General features: G+C 62.5%; 18 protein-coding genes. 15 read left to right on the top strand and 3 right to left on the bottom strand.

Features of this window, described 5'->3' with window-relative positions; genetic code table 11:
• The first annotated feature begins 122 nt into the window (after window positions 1–122).
• The 9 genes from FYJ85_RS04180 to thiH all read left to right on the top strand — a co-directional run bounded on the left by FYJ85_RS04180 (window position 123) and on the right by thiH (window position 11978).
• The gene (locus FYJ85_RS04180) at window positions 123–662 is read left to right on the top strand and encodes a hypothetical protein (protein ID WP_106053958.1); all 540 of its coding nucleotides are present in this window, start codon (window positions 123–125) and stop codon (window positions 660–662) included.
• Complete coding sequence (locus FYJ85_RS04175) at window positions 659–2449, top strand: coiled-coil domain-containing protein (protein WP_154417077.1); 1791 nt, start codon at window positions 659–661, stop codon at window positions 2447–2449. The genes FYJ85_RS04180 and FYJ85_RS04175 overlap by 4 nt, the downstream gene beginning before the upstream one ends.
• Before the next feature lie 11 nt (window positions 2450–2460).
• Window positions 2461–5100, top strand: coding sequence for a bifunctional serine/threonine-protein kinase/formylglycine-generating enzyme family protein (locus FYJ85_RS04170; protein ID WP_106053960.1), 2640 nt, complete (start codon window positions 2461–2463; stop codon window positions 5098–5100).
• A gap of 27 nt (window positions 5101–5127) precedes the next feature.
• The gene (locus FYJ85_RS24265; protein WP_106053961.1) at window positions 5128–7101 is read left to right on the top strand and encodes an ABC-F family ATP-binding cassette domain-containing protein; all 1974 of its coding nucleotides are present in this window, start codon (window positions 5128–5130) and stop codon (window positions 7099–7101) included.
• 143 nt (window positions 7102–7244) lie between these two features.
• Window positions 7245–9089, top strand: coding sequence for a phosphoenolpyruvate carboxykinase (GTP) (locus tag FYJ85_RS04160; RefSeq protein ID WP_154417076.1), 1845 nt, complete (start codon window positions 7245–7247; stop codon window positions 9087–9089).
• Window positions 9090–9249: 160 nt separating this feature from the next.
• Window positions 9250–9447, top strand: coding sequence for a sulfur carrier protein ThiS (gene thiS, locus FYJ85_RS04155; RefSeq protein WP_106053962.1), 198 nt, complete (start codon window positions 9250–9252; stop codon window positions 9445–9447).
• A 2-nt stretch (window positions 9448–9449) separates the two neighbouring features.
• Window positions 9450–10055 carry a sulfur carrier protein ThiS adenylyltransferase ThiF gene (gene thiF, locus FYJ85_RS04150; protein ID WP_106053963.1) on the top strand — a complete coding sequence of 202 codons (606 nt, stop codon included), beginning with the start codon at window positions 9450–9452 and terminating at the stop codon, window positions 10053–10055.
• 33 nt (window positions 10056–10088) lie between these two features.
• On the top strand, window positions 10089–10862 hold the full coding sequence (locus tag FYJ85_RS04145; protein ID WP_106053964.1) for a thiazole synthase: 774 nt from the start codon (window positions 10089–10091) through the stop codon (window positions 10860–10862).
• A 15-nt stretch (window positions 10863–10877) separates the two neighbouring features.
• Window positions 10878–11978: a 2-iminoacetate synthase ThiH gene (gene thiH / locus FYJ85_RS04140; protein WP_106053965.1), complete on the top strand. Its 1101-nt coding sequence runs from the start codon at window positions 10878–10880 to the stop codon at window positions 11976–11978.
• Between the two features lie 23 nt (window positions 11979–12001).
• Here thiH and FYJ85_RS04135 read toward each other — a convergent pair whose 3' ends face one another.
• From FYJ85_RS04135 to fmt, 3 genes are read right to left on the bottom strand one after another with little or no spacing between them, the layout of a single operon-like run.
• Window positions 12002–13393 carry a sigma-54-dependent transcriptional regulator gene (locus FYJ85_RS04135; RefSeq protein WP_154417075.1) on the bottom strand — a complete coding sequence of 464 codons (1392 nt, stop codon included), beginning with the start codon at window positions 13391–13393 and terminating at the stop codon, window positions 12002–12004.
• A gap of 21 nt (window positions 13394–13414) precedes the next feature.
• Window positions 13415–15055 (bottom strand): Rne/Rng family ribonuclease, encoded by a 1641-nt coding sequence (locus FYJ85_RS04130; RefSeq protein WP_154417074.1) that lies wholly within the window; start codon window positions 15053–15055, stop codon window positions 13415–13417.
• A 44-nt stretch (window positions 15056–15099) separates the two neighbouring features.
• Window positions 15100–16056, bottom strand: a complete 957-nt coding sequence (gene fmt, locus FYJ85_RS04125; RefSeq protein ID WP_106053967.1) for a methionyl-tRNA formyltransferase — start codon at window positions 16054–16056, stop codon at window positions 15100–15102.
• A gap of 75 nt (window positions 16057–16131) precedes the next feature.
• Here fmt and folK point away from each other — a divergent pair, with 75 nt between their 5' ends.
• From folK to FYJ85_RS04095, 6 genes are all read left to right on the top strand, one after another.
• Window positions 16132–16611 carry a 2-amino-4-hydroxy-6-hydroxymethyldihydropteridine diphosphokinase gene (gene folK / locus FYJ85_RS04120; protein WP_154417073.1) on the top strand — a complete coding sequence of 160 codons (480 nt, stop codon included), beginning with the start codon at window positions 16132–16134 and terminating at the stop codon, window positions 16609–16611.
• A gap of 73 nt (window positions 16612–16684) precedes the next feature.
• Window positions 16685–17074: a hypothetical protein gene (locus tag FYJ85_RS04115; protein ID WP_106053969.1), complete on the top strand. Its 390-nt coding sequence runs from the start codon at window positions 16685–16687 to the stop codon at window positions 17072–17074.
• A gap of 46 nt (window positions 17075–17120) precedes the next feature.
• Window positions 17121–17681 (top strand): hypothetical protein, encoded by a 561-nt coding sequence (locus tag FYJ85_RS04110; protein ID WP_106053970.1) that lies wholly within the window; start codon window positions 17121–17123, stop codon window positions 17679–17681.
• Window positions 17682–17748: 67 nt separating this feature from the next.
• Window positions 17749–18117 carry a YkgJ family cysteine cluster protein gene (locus FYJ85_RS04105; RefSeq protein ID WP_106053971.1) on the top strand — a complete coding sequence of 123 codons (369 nt, stop codon included), beginning with the start codon at window positions 17749–17751 and terminating at the stop codon, window positions 18115–18117.
• Window positions 18110–18727, top strand: a complete 618-nt coding sequence (gene gmk, locus FYJ85_RS04100; RefSeq protein ID WP_106053972.1) for a guanylate kinase — start codon at window positions 18110–18112, stop codon at window positions 18725–18727. The genes FYJ85_RS04105 and gmk overlap by 8 nt, the downstream gene beginning before the upstream one ends.
• On the top strand, window positions 18724–19266 hold the full coding sequence (locus FYJ85_RS04095; protein WP_106053973.1) for a flavoprotein: 543 nt from the start codon (window positions 18724–18726) through the stop codon (window positions 19264–19266). The genes gmk and FYJ85_RS04095 overlap by 4 nt, the downstream gene beginning before the upstream one ends.
• Window positions 19267–19587: the final 321 nt, after the last annotated feature.

The raw sequence follows: 19587 nt of genomic DNA, 5'->3' as shown, positions 1-19587 counted from the left end.
TTGGCAAATCGCTTTCGTTGAAATCCCGAAAATCAGCCTTGAATATTCCGGAAAACAGGCGTATTGTATCTAATGTGGGTTAACAGCCTGTTATCCGTAATTTTGCCAAGGAGCTGAATGAGATGAAAAAGACCGGGAGCCGGATTTTGCTGGTGATATTGCTGATCCTCGCCGTGGCGGGGTTCCTCTACCTGATGAATTACCTGTTCGACCACACCGAGGTGGTGCCCGGCATCTTCTCCGGCGCTGCACGGGAGCAGGTGTTCGGCCGCGTCGAGGCCGGCTCCGAGGCGACCATCGCCGCGCAGGACCGTGCGTTCGCCCGCATTGCGATGTTCATCTTCTCGACCATCGTGGCCATGCAGTTCGTCGCGTTTGCGGTCGCCGTCGCGGTGGTGGCCGGCATCCGCCGCAGCGGAGACGCCGTGAAGCTTCGGCTCAAGCAGCTTGAAAATGCCGACATCTTCTTCGACGTGCCGCTTTACATCGGCCTTTTCGGAACGATTTCCGGCTTCCTCGTCATGGTGTTTTCGACCCAGAGCAGTCTGGTCATCGCCTATTCGTCGACGCTGATCGGCATCATCCTGAGTCTGATCCTGCGCCTCGGGCTGCTCTATCCGCTGCGCAGGAAGCTGCTCTGTTCCGGAGGCGATGAAAAGTGAATCGTTCGATCCTCATCGTCATGTGCGACTTCCTCGTGTCGGCCATGTTGTCGATGCTGATCGGTATGTCGCCGCACGGCCAGTCCGGCCATATGGGAAAGGGGGCGCTGCTCGACCGCGGGTCGACGGCGATCATCCTCGACGAGCTGCGCCGCCGCGGTGCGGAGCTCGAAAACATGCGCGAACAACTGCGGGAGGCGCAGGCACGCGAGGGGTTCTCCGAGGCGCGCGAGGCGCAGCTGAAAGCGCTTGCCGAACAGCTGGCGGAGACGCTGGCCAAGTCCGAACTGCTCGAAGACAAGCTCAAGCTCCATCCCGAGAACGCGGGCGCACTGACTCCGCAGGCGTTGCAGCAGAAGCTTGAGGAGGAGATCCGCAAGCGGACGCTTGCCGGCGTACAGCGCAAGGAGGCCGAGGCCGAACTTGAACGCATGCGCAACAGCCTGCAGTCGGTCTCCGGCAATCTTGCGACGCTGAACACGAACTATGCGGTCAGCCAGCAGCAGCTTGCCGACGCGAGGAAGGCCATCGAGGAGCGGGAGCAGAAGCTCGAGAATACCGGCGGAGAGCTCACCAGGACCCGGGAGGAGCTTGCCGCACAGCGCAATGAACTGGCCAATGTGCGTTCGACGCTCGAATCGGAACTGGCCCGGCTGGCCGAGGTCCGTACCCGGGCCCAGGCTCTCGAGAGCAACCTCTCTTTCACGCGCGGCCGGCTGAGCGCCGCCGAGCGGGAGCTCGCCGAGGCGCGCAGCGCTGCCGAGCAGAACCGCAAGCTCGCCGCCCGGCGCGAGATGGAGGTGCGCGACACGCAACGCCAGCTCGCCGATGCGAGAAAGGCGATGCTGAAAGCCGTCAACGACTACTCCCGCGTCAAGTCCGAGCTCGACAGGAGCAAGGAGGCGATTTCGGCTGCCGCCGACGCCAGAGCCGAAGCCGAGCGCAATCTCGCCGCGAAGCAGGGGGAAGCCGATACGGCGCTCGCCAGGCTCGAAGCCACGAAAAAGGAGCTTCAGGCCGCCGAGGAAAAGCTGCGCAGCGACGTGCTCGAACGGTATGACGCTTCGGTGATCCGGCTGACGTTTGCACTGAACGAGAAGCGGCTGCTGCTCGACCAGAAGGGCGGCGGCGTCTTTTACCTGCCGCTTGTGAATATCGCGGGGAAGACGGTCATGCCGGGATTCCACAAACAGCTGTTCGGAGATGCCGAATACGCGCTGAATTTCGACCGGGTCGACCGGCTCGAATACCGGGTCAACGTCACGTCGGCTCCGCTCGAAGAGGCGGGAACGCAGCTGCGCGGCCCGCTGCTGCTTTTCCCGGGCGAGCCGCGTTTGGCGGCGATCGAATTCAACGTGCGCGGCCGCAAGCCGCTGGCGGCGCTGACGATCGATGCGCTGAAGCAGCGCGGGCTCGACGATCTCTTTTTGTTCAAGCCGGGTACGTTCGGCAAGGAGTCCGCGCCGATCAGCGACCGCTGCTCGCTCGATCTCGGTTCCGGCGGTCCGCAGCTCTATATTCGCAACACCGGGCGCGGTTCCGGCAGCGAACTGCGCGCCGAGCCGGGGGATTTCATCATCACGAAGCAGGGCGATTTCGTCGGCATCGTCACCGGAATCGAGAATTTCGACATGGGCCGCCGGCAGGAGGCGAAATGCTACGTGCTTCCGGCGGACTTCAAGTGGGACGGGGCGAAAACCATCCGGCTGGAAAAAGCGGCGGGCGCCGAATACTTTGAGGATTTCTCGAAAGGCGTACGCGAAATCCGCGCCGGACAGAACGAATAACGGCAGAAAACGTGAACGAGGACGACGAAAATCAAGCGCCGGAATGGGATGACGACCAGAAGACTCTGATTTACGGCGCGGCCAGCGAAACCATGCTTTCGCCGGAGGAGCTGCGCCGTGCGCTCGGCATTCCGGCGGGAGACCGGATTCAGGACTACGACGGGCTTTCCGCCATCGGGATCGGCGGGGTCGGCGCCGTGTTTTCCGCCCATGAACCCGGGTTGAACCGGGAGGTCGCGCTGAAAATTCTGCGCCCGCAGTACCGCAACCAGGCCGAACGCATCGAGTGGTTTATCCGCGAGGCGCGCGCCACGGCGCAGATCGACCACCCGAATATTCCCCCGGTTCACCGCATGGGGGTCTTCGATGATGTCGGCGTTTATTTCACGATGAAACGGGTCGAAGGGGAGACGCTCCGTGTGATCCTCCGCAAGCTGAACGAGGACAAGGAGGGGTACCGCCGCACCTATACGCTGCACCGGCTGCTCGAAATCTTCATCGGCGCCTGCAACGGCGTCGCTTTCGCCCACAGCCACGGCATTCTGCACTGCGACCTGAAGCCGGGCAATCTCATGGTCGGAGATTACGGCGAGGTGATGGTCATGGACTGGGGGATGGCCCGTTACCGGGCCGACCTCGATCAGGGCGGTTCCGGCAACAAGATGGAGCTCGATCTCGAATGCCAGCTCGACAGCGCGCCGTCGGCGTCTCCGGGCGACGGCAAGGTCGTTCTCGGCGGTACGCCGGCTTTTATGCCGCCCGAGCAGCTGACCGGCGAAGTGACCGAACCGACCGAGGCGGCGGACGTCTACGGCCTCGGAGCGATCCTTTACACGATGCTGACCTGGAAGAATGCGCCGTTCGATACCAATCTCCCGTCCGAGGAGCTGATGCGCCGCGCCGCCGCGGGGCGCATCGTGCCGCCGCGCAAAGCCGCCCCTCGCGGCGTAATCGTGCCGCTCGAGCTCGAAGCGGTCTGTCTCAAGGCGATGGCGCGCGACCGGCATAAACGCTATCAGACGGTCGCGGACCTGCTGCGCGACATCCGCAACTATCTCGACGGTTATCCGGTCGGCGTTTATTCGCCGACTCCGCTTTACCGGTTGACGAAACTGATCCGCCGCCATCCTCTGATCCCGTCGACGCTGATGGCGGCGCTGCTGACCTGGGCCGGCTATTTCGGTTTCACGCATTTTTCGAACCTGTCGCAGAGCAATTCGCTGATCAATCTCGCCGAGTACAACTATACGCAGGCGAAAAACTACAACGCGCTCGCGCTGCGGACGTTCAATCTGCTGCGCGAGCGGTCGGAGGACGCCCGCAGCAACGGGCGGGAGCGGGAGCTCGAAAACGAACTGTTCCGGCTGATCGCCGAGCAGGAGAACGGCTACAACTCGGCGCTGGAGTTCATCAGCCGCGCCACGGAATACGGATTGCGCGAGTCGGTGGTCAACCGGATGTGCCGCGACATCTTCAAGTCCAGTTTGAATTTCTACCTGAAGGTTGAAAACTACGATTCGCTGCAGAGCTTTCTGCGTCAGGCGCGCATTCGCTGGCGGGCGATTTTCGACCGCGCGGTCAGCCAGGATGCCGAGCTGGCGGCTCTGGTCAACAAGATCGACAACCGGGTCGGCACGCTCGAGATCAAAGGCGTTCCGCATCCGGGCCGGAAGATGACGATCCGGGATACGGCGGGCAAGATCATCTGGTTCGGCAGCACCGTGCCGGGCGACAACGCCGGGCCTCCGGCCGCGAACCTGCCGATCGGCGAGCAGCTGCAGTCGTTCGAGCTTCAGGCCGGGAACTATCTGCTCGACATCACGTTGCCCTCCGGGCTGGAGGTGGCGGCGCCGGTCACGGTTCCGGTGGCGGGAAAGAGTTCGGTTGAGCTTTCGATCCCCGACACTTTTCCGTCAAATGTCCGTTATATTTCCGGCGGCGGTTTTTTTCACGGCAGCAGCACCGGCCGGTTCGGAGTCGGCAAAAGCGTGCTTCCGCCGTTTCTGATCGGGGCGACGGAAGTGACGTTTGCGGAATATCTTGAGTTCTGGAAGGGACTCAAAACGCCGGAGGAAAAACGGCGGTGTCTCGGCTGGTTCTCGTTCGATCCGAATTCAGAGGAACGGCAGCCGATCTGGAATGACGACGGCGAACTTGCGCCGCCGTTTACGCCGGATCTTCCGGTGGTCGGCATTTCGGGGGAGGCTGCCGAAGCGTACTGCGCATGGCTCGGCAAGCGGCTCGGGCTGGTCTGCCGGCTGCCGACGCGCCTGGAGTGGGAGAAGGCCGCGCGCGGCGTCGACGGGCGCGCATATGTCTGGGGAAACACCTACGAGCCGGGGCGTGCGCTGCTGCGCGACAATCCGCGGCGCGGAGAGTTTCCGGTCGGAGCGCCGCCGGGCCGGTTCCCGGCGGATGTTTCGGTGTACGGCGTGTTCGACCTGACCGGCAATGTCCGGGAATTCATCCGTTCGCCCGGCGAATCCGAAAAGCTGTTCATGGTGATCGGCGGCTCCTATGCGACCGATGCGCAGCAGGCGAACACGGCCAATGTATATTATGTGAACGGCAGCGCCGGGGATCTCGGATTCCGCTATGTGCTGGAGCTCCCGGAGCTGCGGACGGAGACGGCCACGCCGCCGCTCCGCTGATGCAACTTTCAATTTTCTGGTGATATTGTGATTGATTTCAAGGATGTGACGAAAACCTACGCCGGGGACGTGATCCTCGACTCCGTGACCTTCCGGGTCAACTCCGGGGACCGGGTCGGCATGGTCGGCCCGAACGGCGCCGGTAAAAGTACGATATTCGGTATCATAACGGGAGAGGTCGTGCCGGACCGCGGTTCGGTCAGCATCCCGAAGGCGATGCGGCTCGGCACGCTGAAGCAGCATCTGCCGGACGACGAGGTGTCGCGCCGGCTGCTTGAGTTTACCGCCGACGCGATTCCGGAGCTGCGCGGAATGCACGAAGAGCTTCACCGTCTTGAGGAACAGCTGCACCGCGGTGTTGATGACGATGACGAACTCCAGTCGCTGCTGGACCGCCACGGTCAACTGCAGTCGACCGTCGAGCATCTCGGCGCCTACCGGCTCGAGGTTGAGGCGGAACAGGCGCTCAGCAATCTCGGGTTCCGCGAAGCGGATTTCGAACGGCCGCTCTCGTCATTTTCGGGCGGCTGGCGCATGCGTGCGGCGCTGGCGCGCGTCCTGATTTCGCAGCCGGACATCCTGCTGCTCGACGAGCCGTCCAACTATCTCGACATCCCGGCCGTGGAGTGGCTCTGCAAATTCCTGAAATCCTTCCCGGGCACGCTGCTGCTGATCTCGCACGACCGTTTTCTGCTGCGTAAGCTGACCGGCCTGACGCTGGAGGTCAACGCCGGGCAGGTGACCCGCTACCCGGGCGACTACGACTACTACCGCCGCGAACGCGAGGAGCGCCGCCGCAATCTCGAGGCCGCCAAGCGCAACAGCGACCGCAAGAAGGAGCACCTCGAGCGCGTGATCGACCGGTTCCGGGCCAAAAGTTCGAAGGCGGCGCAGGCGAAAAGCTGGCAGAAGGCGCTGGACAAAATGGAGGAGATCGAACTGCCGGACGACCTGAGCTATCATGGCGCGATCCGTTTTCCGGCTCCCCCGCCCGGCGGAATCGAGGCGGCCCGCATCGAAAATCTCTCGTTCGGCTACACGCCGGAGAAACTGCTGTTCCGCGATGTGAACCTCGCGATCGATGCGGGCGACAAGCTCGCCTTCATCGGCTACAACGGCATGGGCAAGACCACGCTGCTGAAGCTCCTGATCGGCAGATTGAAGCCGACCTCGGGACGCATCGTGCTCGGCCACCACTCCGTCATCGGATATCAGGCACAGGAGTTCGCCGATCTGCTCGTGCCGGAGCAGAGCGTCTATGACGTCGTGCGCGGGAACCTGCCTGCCGGCGCGCCGGCCTCGGGGCTTATGAACGTGCTCGGCTCGTTCGGCTTCTCGGGCGATGCGGCGTCGAAGCAGTGCAAGGTCCTTTCCGGCGGCGAGAAAATCCGGCTGCTGTTCGCCCGGATCTTCGTGAATCCGCCGAACTTCCTTGTGCTGGACGAGCCGACGACCCACCTCGACATTGCGGCGCGGGAGCTGTTGCAGGAGGCGCTGAAGAGCTACCCGGGGACGGTCTGCGTGGTCAGCCACGACATCGAGTTCGTCCGCAACGTGGCGACCGGGATCATCGCCATGGAGCCGCCGGGCATCCGCAAGTATTTCGGCAATTACGACTACTATCTCGAGAAGTCGGCCGAATTGCGTGCGGCGGGTTTGACCGATACGCCGGAGCAGGAGATGCAGATCGGTTCCCCCGATCTCGCCCGCAACCGCCGCCGTGCCCGGGCGCAGGCGCGCAACGCGCTGGCCGCGCGGAAAAAGGCGGCCGAACAGAAGGTTGCCGATCTGGAGAAGAAGCTCGAAACGCTCGAGAAGCGCCAGGCGGAGCTGGTCGAACAGCTTTCCGGCGACGGCAAGGTCGATTTCGCCTCCGTGAACCGCGAGCTTGTCCAGGTGCAGCGTTCGCTGGAGCAGGGGATGGCCGACTGGGAGACCGCCGCTTCGGAACTTGAGGAGATCCGGCTGGAAAACGAGCGGATTCACCAGGAGCTGAACTGACGCTCCGCCCCGCGCCTCCCCCCGAGGTATTTTGCTCTTTTCGCAATCCCGCGCCTTGAAACGCAACTGTTTCCGGTGTATATTTTAGTGATTATCCAAATCAGGAAACCCCAAACTAACATATCTGGAGGATGCAAAACATTATGGCGAAACTGCTGAATGCGATCCCGACCAAGAACGAAAAATTGGTCAAGTGGGTGAACGAGTGGGTTGAAATCTGTAAGCCGGATGCGGTTTACTGGTGCGACGGCTCCAAGGAAGAGTACGACCGTCTCTGCAATGAGCTGGTCGATTCCGGCCTGGCGATCCGCCTGAATCCGAAGAAGCGCCCGAACAGCCTGCTGTTCCGCTCCGACCCGTCCGACGTGGCGCGTGTCGAGGCGCGCACCTATATCGCCTCCGAAACCAAGGATGCCGCGGGCCCGACCAACAACTGGATCGACCCGAAGGAGCTCAAGAAGACCATGCTCGGGCTGTACGACGGCTGCATGAAGGGCCGCACGATGTACGTGATCCCGTTCTCGATGGGTCCGGTCGGCTCGAACATCGCGAAGATCGGCGTTGAGCTCACCGATTCCGCGTACGTTGTGATCAACATGCATGTGATGACCCGCGTCGGCACGAAGGTTCTCGAGGTCCTCGGCGACAAGGGCGAATTCGTCCCGTGCGTCCACTCGGTCGGCAAGCCGCTCGCGGAAGGCGAGTCGGACAACGGCATCTGGCCGTGCGCTCCGATGGACAAGAAGTACATCGCCCATTTCCCGGAAACCCGTGAAATCTGGTCGTTCGGCTCCGGTTACGGCGGCAATGCGCTGCTCGGCAAGAAGTGCCTCGCACTGCGTATCGCCAGCGTCCAGGCGCGCGACGAGGGCTGGATGGCCGAGCACATGCTCATCCTGAAGCTGACCAACCCGAAAGGCGAAGTCAAGTACGTCACCGGCGCGTTCCCGTCGGCCTGCGGCAAGACCAACCTTGCGATGCTGATCCCGACCATTCCGGGCTGGAAGGTCGAGACCGTCGGCGACGATATCGCCTGGATGAAGTTCGACAAGGACGGCAACCTCCGCGCGATCAACCCCGAAGCCGGTTTCTTCGGCGTTGCGCCGGGCACCTCGATGCAGTCCAACAAGAACGCGATGATCTCCTGCGAAAAGGACACGATCTTCACGAACGTCGCGCTGACCGACGACGGCGATGTCTGGTGGGAAGGCATCGGCTACGATGCGCCGGATCACCTGATCGACTGGAAGGGCCAGGATTGGAAGCCGGGCCAGGTCGACGCGGAAGGCAAGCCGGTCAAGGCCGCCCATCCGAACGCCCGTTTCACCGCCCGCGCCTGCAACTGCCCGGTGATCGCCGACGAGTGGGAAGATCCCGCCGGCGTTCCGATCGCGGCGTTCCTGTTCGGCGGACGCCGTCCGTCCACGCTGCCGCTGGTCTATGAGGCGAAGAGCTGGGAGCACGGCGTCTTCATCGGTTCGACGGTCGGCTCCGAAGTGACCGCCGCCGCGCTCGACGTCAAGGCCGGCACCGTCCGCCGCGACCCGTTCGCGATGCTGCCGTTCTGCGGCTACAACATGGGCGACTACTTCAAGCACTGGCTCGAGATCGGCCAGAAGGGCGCCGCGCAGGGCAACCTGCCGAAGATTTTCTGCGTCAACTGGTTCCGCAAGAGCCCGGAAGGCAAGTTCATGTGGCCGGGCTTTGGTGACAACAGCCGTGTGCTGGCCTGGGTCTTCGACCGCTGCGACGGCAAGGGCGAGAGCAAGAGCACCGAGATCGGCACCATGCCGACCGCCGATGCGATCGACCTCAAGGGGCTCGAAGGCGAAGTTTCGAAGGCCGACATGGAGGAACTCCTCAAAGTCGACGTCGAAGGCTGGAAGAACGAGCTGGCGATGATCAAGGAACACTACAAGAAGTTTGAGGGACACCTCCCCGCGGAGCTCTCCAAGCAGCTTGAAGAACTCGAAGCCCGCCTCGGCTGAGGCGGAGCGGCGGTGCGGAACCGGCCGGTATGACCGGTCCTGCGCCGCGCTTCGAAGCAAGATGGGCCGGAATCTTTGGATTCCGGCCCGTTTTTATTGAAAAAAAACGGAAAACGTGCTATCTTATAAGGAGTTTTGAACCAATCCGGAAAGGGGCGGAATGGAAATCTGCTTTAATGGAGCACCGCAGGAAATTTCCGACGGAACGACGATTTCGGCGTTTCTGGCGGAACGGAACCTCAGACCGGCTGAAGTCGTGGCCGAGGTGAACGATGAAATCCTCGGCCCGGACGACCTCGGCCGTCTGCTGCGGCCGCAGGACAGGCTGAATGCGTTCCGGATCGTCGCCGGAGGATAGGCATGGAGGTTAATCCGTACCTCTCCGCTGCGGAGCGCGGGATTCTCGGCCGGGCGGTGGTCGGCATTGCGGGCGCCGGCGGTCTCGGCTCCAACTGTGCGATGCACCTTGTGCGTTCCGGCGTCCGCCGGCTGGTCATCGCCGATTTCGACCGGGTGACGGAGAGCAATTTGAACCGCCAGTTTTTCTTCGCGGACCAGATCGGGTGCAGGAAGGTTGAGGCGCTCGGCAGAAACCTCCGCCGCATCGTTCCGGAGCTCGAACTTGAACTGCACGATTCCGCCGTGACTGCCGAAAACGCCGCCGGCCGGTTCGGCCGGTGCGACATTGTGGTCGAGGCGTTCGATTCGAGCGCCGCGAAGCAGATGCTGATCCGGACCATGCTGGCCTGCGGGAAGACGGTGGTCGCCGCCAGCGGCCTCGGCGGCTGGGGGAAAAGCAACGGGCTGCGCCTGCGCCGGATGGCCGGCGGCCGGCTGTATCTGGCCGGAGATTTTGAAAGCGGCGTGGAGACGGGGGCGGCCAGGCCGTTCTCTCCGCGCGTCGGCATCGCCGCCGCCATGGAAGCCAATACTGTAATTGCGCTCCTCCTCGGGGAAGAACCGTAAAGAAGCGCTCAACATAGAGAAAGAGTCGTAATCATGAAAGATCTCGTCATCGCCGGAAAGAAATTCAACAGCCGTTTCTTTCTCGGAACCGGCAAATTCGCTTCGAAGCAGCAGCTTGCCGCCGCGCTCGCGGCCTCCGGCACCGAACTGGTCACGACCGCGCTGACCCGCGTCGACCTCGCCGTTCCCGAACAGGACGACATCCTCGGCGCGATCGACCGGTCGAAGATCGAAATCATGCTGAACACCTCCGGCGCGCGCAATGCGGAGGAGGCGGTCCGTATCGCGAAGCTCGGCAAGGCGGCCGGGTATCAGTGGATCAAGCTCGAAATCCATCCCGATGCCCATTATCTGCTGCCGGACCCGGTCGAGACGCTGAAGGCGGCCGAGGAGATGGTGAAGATGGGCCTCGTCGTTCTGCCGTATATCAATGCGGATCCGGTCATCGCCCGCCGTCTGGAGGATTGCGGCACGGCGGCGGTTATGCCGCTCGGCGCGCCGATCGGCTCGAATCAGGGACTCCGCACGCAGGCCATGCTCGAAATCATCATCGAGCAGTCGAACATCCCGGTGGTGGTGGATGCCGGAATCGGGCTGCCGTCCCACGCGGCGGCGGCGATCGAGCTCGGTGCGGATGCTGTGCTCATCAACACGGCGGTCGCCGCCGCGGACGATCCCGCGCTGATGGCCGAGGCGTTCCGTCTGGCGATCCGTTCCGCCGAGCTCGGGGTCAAGGCCGGTCCGCCGGCGGCGATCTCCGGCGCGTCGGCCACGAGTCCGCAGAACACATTCGATATTTTCCGGTAAAGGAGGGGGCTGGCCATGTTTCCCGAACTGAGATTCACTGAAGCTGAAATCCGGAAGATGATCGATTCCGCCACGCCGGAGGCGGTCGTGAATTCGCTCGCGAAAGAGAAGCGCAATTACTTCGACCTGCTGAATCTGATCTCCCCCGCGGCGATGCGGTTCCTGCCGCAGATGCGCGAGGCGTCGCAGAAGTGCCGCCGCCGCTACTACGGAAAGACGGTCACGATCTACGCGCCGCTGTACATTTCGAACAGCTGCGTGAACGGCTGCAAGTACTGTGACTTCAACATCCGCCATAAATATGAGCGCAAAAGCCTGACACTCGACGAAATCCGGCAGGAGGCCGACGCGATTCTCGCCATGGGCATCGATTCTCTGCTGATCGTTGCCGGTGAAGATCCGGTCCGCATGAGCGTCGATTTTCTCTGCGAAGTCGGCCGGATGCTGAAGGAGAAGTTCTCATATCTGAGCCTCGAAATCGCGCCGCAGGAGGAGGAGGGCTATCGCCGCCTCTTTGAAGCCGGCTACGAAGGGCTGACGCTGTTTCAGGAGACCTACAATCAGGAGCTCTACAGGGAACTGCACCCGGTCGGCCCGAAACGGGTCTACGACTTCCGGGTCTGGAGTCAGCTCCGCGCCGGGCGTGCCGGGATGCGCAACCTCGGCATGGCCTTCCTGCTCGGGCTTGACGAGTGGCGCCTGGAGGCGGCCAGTCTGGGCGCCCATGCGATTTACCTGCAGAAACACTGCTTCGAGAGCAAAGTGCAGTTCGCATTTCCGCGCATCACCGCGACGGAAGGCGGATTCCAGCCGGCGCACCCGGTGAGCGACGAGGACCTCGAGCTCATGATGCTTGCGTTCCGGATCGTGTTTCCCGAGTGCGGCATGACCATTTCCACGCGCGAATGTCCCGATTTCCGCGACCGCATGGTACAGCTCTGCGCCGACAACATGAGCGCCGCTTCGCGGGTTACGCCGGGCGGCTATGCGCTTCTCGCCGACGAAGATGTCGGCCAGTTCACGCTGAACGATTCGCGCAGCGTCGCGGAGGTTGAAAGCGCGATTCGCCGCAACGGCCAGGAGGTGGTCCGCAAATACTGGGACCGCGCCCTCTGAATTTCCGCGGTGCGTTGCGGGAGTCAGCGGGCCAGCTTGCGGTGGAGGGTGCGGCGGCTGATGCCGAGCAGCTTCGCGGCGGCAGTCCGGTTCCCGTTGCATTTCCGCAGCGCTTCGTCGATCAGAATCCGTTCATTTTCGTCGAGCTTCAGCGGCATTTCGGGCGTGGATGTTTCGGGTTCCGCCTCCATCGGCTGCGGATGGCGGACGCTTTCCGGCAGGTCCCGGACCTCCAGCAACGGCCCTTGTGACATCACAACCATATATTCGATGCAGTTGCGCAGCTCGCGGATGTTCCCGGGCCACGGATAATCGAGCAGCGCCCGCAGCGCATCCGGCGAAATCCCGGTCACCGGGCGGTTGTTTTCGCGCGCGAATTCCGCTGCGAACCGGGCGACCAGCTGCGGAATTTCGGCCCGCCGCTCCCGTAGCGGCGGCAGTACGATATTGACCACGCTGAGCCGGTAGAACAGATCCTCGCGGAATTTGTTCTCGGCAACCAGTTGCCGCAGGTTCCGGTTCGTCGCCGAGATGATCCGCACGTCGACCTTGATTGTTTCGGTCCCGCCGACCCGTTCGAAGGAACGTGTTTCGAGCACGCGCAGAAGCTTCACCTGAGTCGCCGCGTCGATTTCGCCGATCTCGTCGAGGAATACGGTGCCGCCGTCGGCCGCCTCGAAACGGCCGATATGACGTTCAAGGGCGCCGGTGAACGCCCCTTTCTCATAACCGAAAAGCTCACTCTCGAGCAAGGTCGAAGTCAGAGCCGCACAGTGGACCGCGACAAAATGGCCGCGCCGCCCGCTCTCTTCGTGCAGGAGCCGCGCAATCACCTCTTTGCCGGTGCCGCTTTCGCCCGAGAGCAGGACGGTCGAACGGGTCGGCGCCACCGTGTTCACCAGATGCATGACGTTCGCCATCGGTCCGCTGCCGTCGGCGGGATTCGGAAGGACGAGATCGCGGGTCAGTTCGGTCGGCCGGCGGAGGTTCGCCAGCGCCAGCGCCGTGGTTGCCGGAACCGGATCGGCCGGAGCTGTGTTTTTTTTCCGCTCCTCGAGCGCGGCATTGATGACCTCCTCCAGTTTATCGAGTTTGACCGGTTTGGTCACGAAGTCGAAAGCCCCCTGCTTGACCGCCGTTACCGCATCTTCAATCGAGCCGTAGGCGGTCAGCAGGATGCAGGAAGGAGGATTCTGCTGCTTCCGCACGGCCTCAAGCACGTCCATGCCGCTGCAGTGCGGCATCCGGAGGTCGGTCAGAACCAGGTCGAATTTCTCCTTTGCGAGCTCTTCGAGCGCGGCTCCGCCGTCGGCGGCCGTCGTTACCCGGAACCGTCTGCCGAGATAACGCGCCATCGCCTCGCGTGTGTTGTGTTCGTCGTCGACGATCAGGAGTTTCGGCGTGTCTCCTCCCATGCGCACCTCCTCCGCCATCCGTCAGCGCAGTTCCGCCCCGGTGTCGGGGTCGACCAGCCGGAACTCCTCGTAATGGAGCAGCGGATCGGCGCGGAAGCTCAAGGTATGGTTGTATTTCTGTTCGATGTCGGTCAGCAGTTTGGCGTCTTCATTGCGCAGCCGGGCCAGCACGTCCGGATGCATGATGACCCGCACCGGGACATCCTTGTACCGCCTGTCGCGCAGGACCGAATTCAGCCTCCGCTGGATCTCGACGCTCATCGTGACCGGGGACTTGACCAGACCGGTTCCGGAGCAGTACGGACACGGATTGTAGACCTGATCGAGGATGCTCTCGTGTTCGCGCTGCCGGGTCATCTCCATGAGTCCGAGCTTCGAGATCGGCAGCACCTTGGTTTTGGCCCGGTCGTCCTTCACGAGTTTCTTCATGGTTCGCAGGACCTCGTCGCGGTCCTTGGCGGCCTTCATGTCGATGAAGTCGAGCACCACGAGCCCGCCGATGTTGCGCAGCCGGAGCTGCCGGGCGATCTCGGCCGCCGCTTCGAGGTTCGTCTTGAGAATGAACTCAGGCTGGTCGGTTCCCTTCCGGCCGCGGCCGGAGTTCACGTCGATCGCGATCAGCGCTTCGGTTTCGTCGATGCAGATGCAGCCGCCGCCCGGCAGCCGCACCTCGCGCTGATAGACCTCGCGCAGCTGGTCGTTGATCCGGTAATGGTCGAAGATCGGCTTCGGGGAGTTGTAGAAGGTGACCTTCTCGGCCATCTTCGCTCCGCCGATGCGCTTGAGCGTGTCGGTGATCTGCTTGCAGGCGGCCTTGTCGTCGACGACGATGCCGCCGATCTCCTCGGTCATGAAGTCGCGGATCGTGCGCTCGACCAGGTTCGGTTCGGCGAACACTTCGAACGGCGCTTTTTTCGTCTCCATGGCCGTTTCGATCTTGCGCCAGTAGTCGAGCAGGAGTTCCAGATCGCGCTTGAAGAAGGTCGCCTTGCGCCCTTCGCCGACGGTGCGGCAGATGAGCCCCATGCCTTCCGGCAGCTCAAGCGAAGCGAGGATTTTGCGGAGCCGGTCGCGTTCCTGCCCGCCTTCGATGCGGGTCGAGAGCCCGATGTGCTCGCTGTATGGCATGAGCACGAGGTAGCGGCCCGGGATCGACATGTTCGTCGTGACCCGCGCCCCTTTGGTGCCGATGGGGGATTTGACGACCTGCACGAGCAGCTCCATGCCGGGCTTGAAAAATTCCGGGATGTCGGCCACGGTCAGCTTTTTTTTGCGGCGCAGCGCTTCGGAGATCGCCTTGCTGCCGGGCTTGCCCTCCTGCCGTTTCTTGCGCCTGGCGGCGATGGGGGCGTCGCCGGAGCCGTTTCTGGCGGCCTCTTCCGCGGCATCCTCCTCGTTGATCTGCTTCTCGAGCAGCTCGTCTCCGCCGGGGAGCATTTCGTGGTAGTGGAGGAATGCGTTCTTTTCCGCGCCGATATCGATGAAGGCGGCCTGGAGCGAGGGTTCGAGGTTGATGATTCTGCCGAGATAGATGTTCCCGACCTTGGGGCCGGAGTCGTCACGTTCGATCTGATACTCTTCCAGCCTGCCGCCGTTCAGCATCGCAAAACGGCGTTCGAGCTTTTCGCAGTTCAGAATCATCTGCTTGCATGTTTTTTCCATTGTTTTCTTCCATCACTGTAAAATAGGTTGCTTGCCGCGGTGTCCTACTGCGGCAGGAATTCCGGTATTTCGCCGCGCAGCCCGTTGAGGTAGGCTACGGCGGACATGCTGCGCCGGCCCGGAGGGGCCAGCTCAAGGATTTCGATCGCGCCTTTTCCGCACGCGACCACGAGGCCGTACTTGTCGGCCCGCAGAACCTGGCCCGGCCGTCCGGAGAGTTCGCGGCGGCAGTTGACACGGATCAGGGTGACGCTTTCGACCCCTTTCGGGGTCCGGACCGACGCGAAAGCGCCCGGCCACGGACAGTAGGCGCGCACCATCGCTTCAATCTCATGCGCGGAGCCGGTCCAGCGGATGAGCCCGTCCGCTTTTCGGATTTTCGTGCAGACCGTCGCTTCGACGGAGTCCTGCGGAACCGGGACGAGCTCCCCGCTGCAGATGCTGCCGAGGATGCCCGGCGCCGCCTCCGCCGCGATGCTGCCGAGCTTGAATTCGAGTTCGCTCGCATACTCGCTGTGGTCGAGCGGAACGGTGATCGTCTCGTAAACCGCGCCGGTATCGAGCCCGCGCTCCATGGCCATGAAACAGACGCCGGTTTCGGCGTCGCGGTTCAGGATGCACTGGGTGATCGGCGAGGCGCCCCGATAGCGCGGCAGCAGCGAGGCGTGGATGTTGACGCACCCCTTCGGCGGCAGCGCGAGAAGAGGTGCGCGCAGGATCTGACCGAATGAGACCACCAGAATCAGGTCGGGCCGGCGAAGCTTCAGGCTTTCCTGATAAGCCGGGTCGTTGACCGAAGCGATCCGTTCCGGCTCCAGGCCGAGCTCGAGCGCCGCCGCGCCGACCGGTGTCGGAGTCGGCCGGCGGTTGCGTCCGGCCGGACGGTCGAGCTGCGTCCCCACGCCGATCAGCTCCAGCCCCCCCGCCGTCGCCAGCGCCTTCAGGACCGGCACGGCGATCATTCCCGAGCCGAGAAAGTATATTTTCGGTCTGTTTGTCATAAAATCTCTTTGAAAAAACCTGTTTCGATGCGATAATAAATATAAATGCGATATTGAGAAAAGGCTACTCCCGAAATGGTAAAATCCACAAAATTTGCGATTATGCTCGGCGGCAACCTCGGAGATTCGGAAAAAATATTTGTCCGGGCTTTGGAAAAACTCGCCTCCGGCGGCTGCCGGGAGCTGAAAATGAGCCGGATTCACCGCAGCGCCGCTGTCGATTGCGTTCCCGGGACGCCGGATTTTTCCGATGCGGCCGCGACCGGAGAGTGGGACGGCTCCCCGTTTGCGCTTTTGCGGCTCTGCCAGGAGATCGAGCGGGAGGCGGGGCGTCCGGCGGATCATTCGAGCCGCGAATCGCGCACGCTCGATCTGGATATCATTCTGTTCGGCGACGCGGTCATCGACACGCCGGAGCTGAAGGTGCCGCATCCGAGGGCGCAGATTCGGCGTTTTGTGCTCGAACCGCTGTCGGAACTGCTCCCGGCCGCCCGCTTTCCGGATTCCGGCCGAAAAATCGAGGAATGTTTGGGAATTTTGCCGCCGGAGGTTTGACACGGAAGAGTTTTGCAATATATTACGTTATACAGGTAAAATTGGATTTTAGTTAGCGGAGGACCGGTTTTTTATGGATATTGGGACGTTGGTTCTGGGGGTCGTCGCCGGCCTTACCTGGCTGATTGTGATTCTCGTTCTCGTGCAGCTCTCACGGTTTCTTGCGAAGTTCGAGCAGGGGCGGCAGGAGCTCGATGCGAACATCATCGGAATGGCCGGCCAGCTGAAGAAAATGCAGACGACGATCGCGGAAATCCTGATCGAGCAGAAACGGGTGACCCGTCTTACGGTGGAGGGGCTCGACCTGAAGAAGGCGGAGATGACCGGCGATTTCGAAATCATCGAGGAGCCGCTGCCGGGGACGCCGGGCGCCGCGGTCGGACCGGCTCCGACGCCGGAACCGCCGCCGATCTCGGTTCCCAGGAAGCAGGGCGGACCGAAGTTTCCGGAGTTGATGAAATAGCGGGCCGCTCCGGCGCCGCATTAACAGTTCAGGAGTGGATCTGATTATGAAAAAGTTCTTGTTGATTCTCGGCATTGCCGGCGTTCTGTTCGCCGGCGGCAGCGCCAAGGCGGATACGAACCGGGTTCTTGAGAAAATCGTGCTTTACCCGGCCAACCTCGTGCTCGACGCGCTGGACACCTTCACGCTGAATATCGGTTTCGGGCCGGTGCTCGAAGCGCGGCTGCAGGCCACGGCGGCGATCTGGGGGGGCGGCCGCGTCGGCATGTCCTGGAAGATGTACAAGGCGTACAACCGCCAGTACGGTTTCGGTACCGAAGACGGCTGGTACTGGGAGTTCGTGTCGGTCGGGGAAGAGAACCTCGGCGTGCTCGAGAGCACGTCGCTGGTCAACAAATACACCGAAATCCGCACCGGGTTTCCGGAGCCGTTCAACCCGGTTTACCGCAACGGCAACCGCGACTACTGGGCGATCGGCGGCTCTCTCGGCGGTCTCGTCATCGGCGATCTCTACATCCACCCGATCGACATTGCGGATTTCGTGACCGGGATCTTCTTCTATGACCTGAAGGGAGACGACCTGATTTTCGACGATTTCAGGTGGTGACCCGGCTGCCGGGAGCTGGAAGGAGCGGGGCGGGACGCGGGAAAAGTTTCGTCCCGCTTTTTTATCGATGAAAGAGTTCAAGTGCATCCGCTGCGGAAACTGCTGCCGCTGGACCGGTTGCGTGAAGGTTTCGGATTCCGAGATCGACGCGATTGCGGCCTGGCTCGAAATGCCGTCCGGCAGGTTCATCGAAGAGTACACGACGCTGATGCCGGATCGGCGGGGGCTGACCCTGATCGAGAAGCCGGACGGCAGCTGTATCTTCCTGGAGGACGGCGAGCCGTGCGGCTGCCGGATCAACCCGGTCAAGCCGAAGCAGTGCGACGGTTTTCCGTCGCGCTGGAGCTTCCCGGGATGGGAGGCGGAGTGCGGCGCCGGGCAGGCGATGCGGACAAGCGCGCGGGAAAGTAAAGAGGGAGTTGATGCAGATGAATAAACTGGGAACGATTATTGTATTGTCCGGTCCTTCCGGGGTCGGCAAGTCCACGCTGGTCGGCCGGGTCCGCGAACAGATGCCGGAGCTGCAGTTCTCGATCTCCTGCACGACGCGTTCCCCCCGGACCGGAGAGGAGCATGGCGTCCACTACTACTTCCTGAGCCCCGAGGAGTTCGCCGAACGGGTCGAGCGCGGCGAATTCGTCGAATATGCGGATGTGTTCGCCCACCGCTACGGCACGTTGAAGAAGGAGGTGCTCGACCGGGTCCGGAGCGGAAGCTCCGTGATTCTTGATATCGACGTGCAGGGAGCGCTCCAGATCCGCAAAGCGGCCGAGTCCGACCCGGAGCTGAAACGGAGTACGGTTTTCGTCTTTATCGGGCCGCCTTCGGTCGAAACGCTCGAAAAGCGGTTGCGCGGCCGGGCGACCGACTCCGAGGAGCAGATCAGGCTGCGGCTGGAGACCGCGCGCCGCGAACTTTCGTTCTGGAAGGAATACGATTATCTGGTCGTCAACGGCGATCTTGATGCGGCGGCTGCCGATATGACCGGGCTGTTCCGGAGCTTTGCGCTGCGCACGGCCGGAATGCCGGAGGATCTGTTCCGATGAATCCGAAACTGATCGCGCTCGGGGTGACGGGAGGAATCGCCGCCTACAAGGCGGCGGAGCTCTGCAGCCTGTTTTTCCGCAGCGGGTTTGAGGTTCAGGTGCTGATGACCGAAAATGCGGCGCGCTTCGTGACGCCGCTGACCTTTCGCACTCTTTCGCGGCGTCCGGTGGTGACTTCGCTCTGGGATGTGGCCGACTGGCGCCCCGAACATGTGGCGCTGGCCGACGAGGCCGCGCTGCTGGCGGTGGCTCCCGCCACGGCGAACTTCCTGGCGAAATTCGCGGGAGGCATCGCGGACGATGCGCTGACCACCTTTGCCGCCACCTTCGACGGGCCGGTGCTGCTCGCTCCGGCCATGAATCCGAAGATGTGGGCGCACCCCGCCTGCCGGAGCAACGTCGAAATCCTCGCCGGGCGCGGAGTGCACTTCGCCGGACCGGAGAACGGCCGGGTGGCCTGCGGCGAGGCCGGCACCGGCCGGATGGCGGCTCCGGAGACCATCTTCCGAATCGCTTCCGAACTGCTGAAGCAGGAGTGAAAACAGTCTGAGCGGGCTGTTTTTTCACGATTCACACGAAAAAAAGCGGAAAAAAGTTCAATTCGGCTAAGAAATTCCGCTTTCTTGCGTATAATATATAGCAAGGGAGTGGTGTCTTCGGAAAAAGGCCGTTTTGAGATGGGAATCGATTCGGACAGTCATGCGACGGGATGCGCCGGGCCGGCGGTTCCCCATTGCAGACGGTGCGGACTGTTCCCGGAGGAACGCCCTTTTTCGGAAGCTTCCATACGTGTTTGCGGGATGCATCGGTAATCAAGATCCGGCTGCGCCGGATGGACAGGGGGTGTGGGCATGCAGAGA

Source organism: Victivallis lenta (assembly GCF_009695545.1).
In the GTDB taxonomy this organism is placed as follows: Bacteria; Verrucomicrobiota; Lentisphaeria; order Victivallales; family Victivallaceae; genus Victivallis; species Victivallis lenta.
This window is presented reverse-complemented; position numbering and strand designations above follow the sequence as displayed.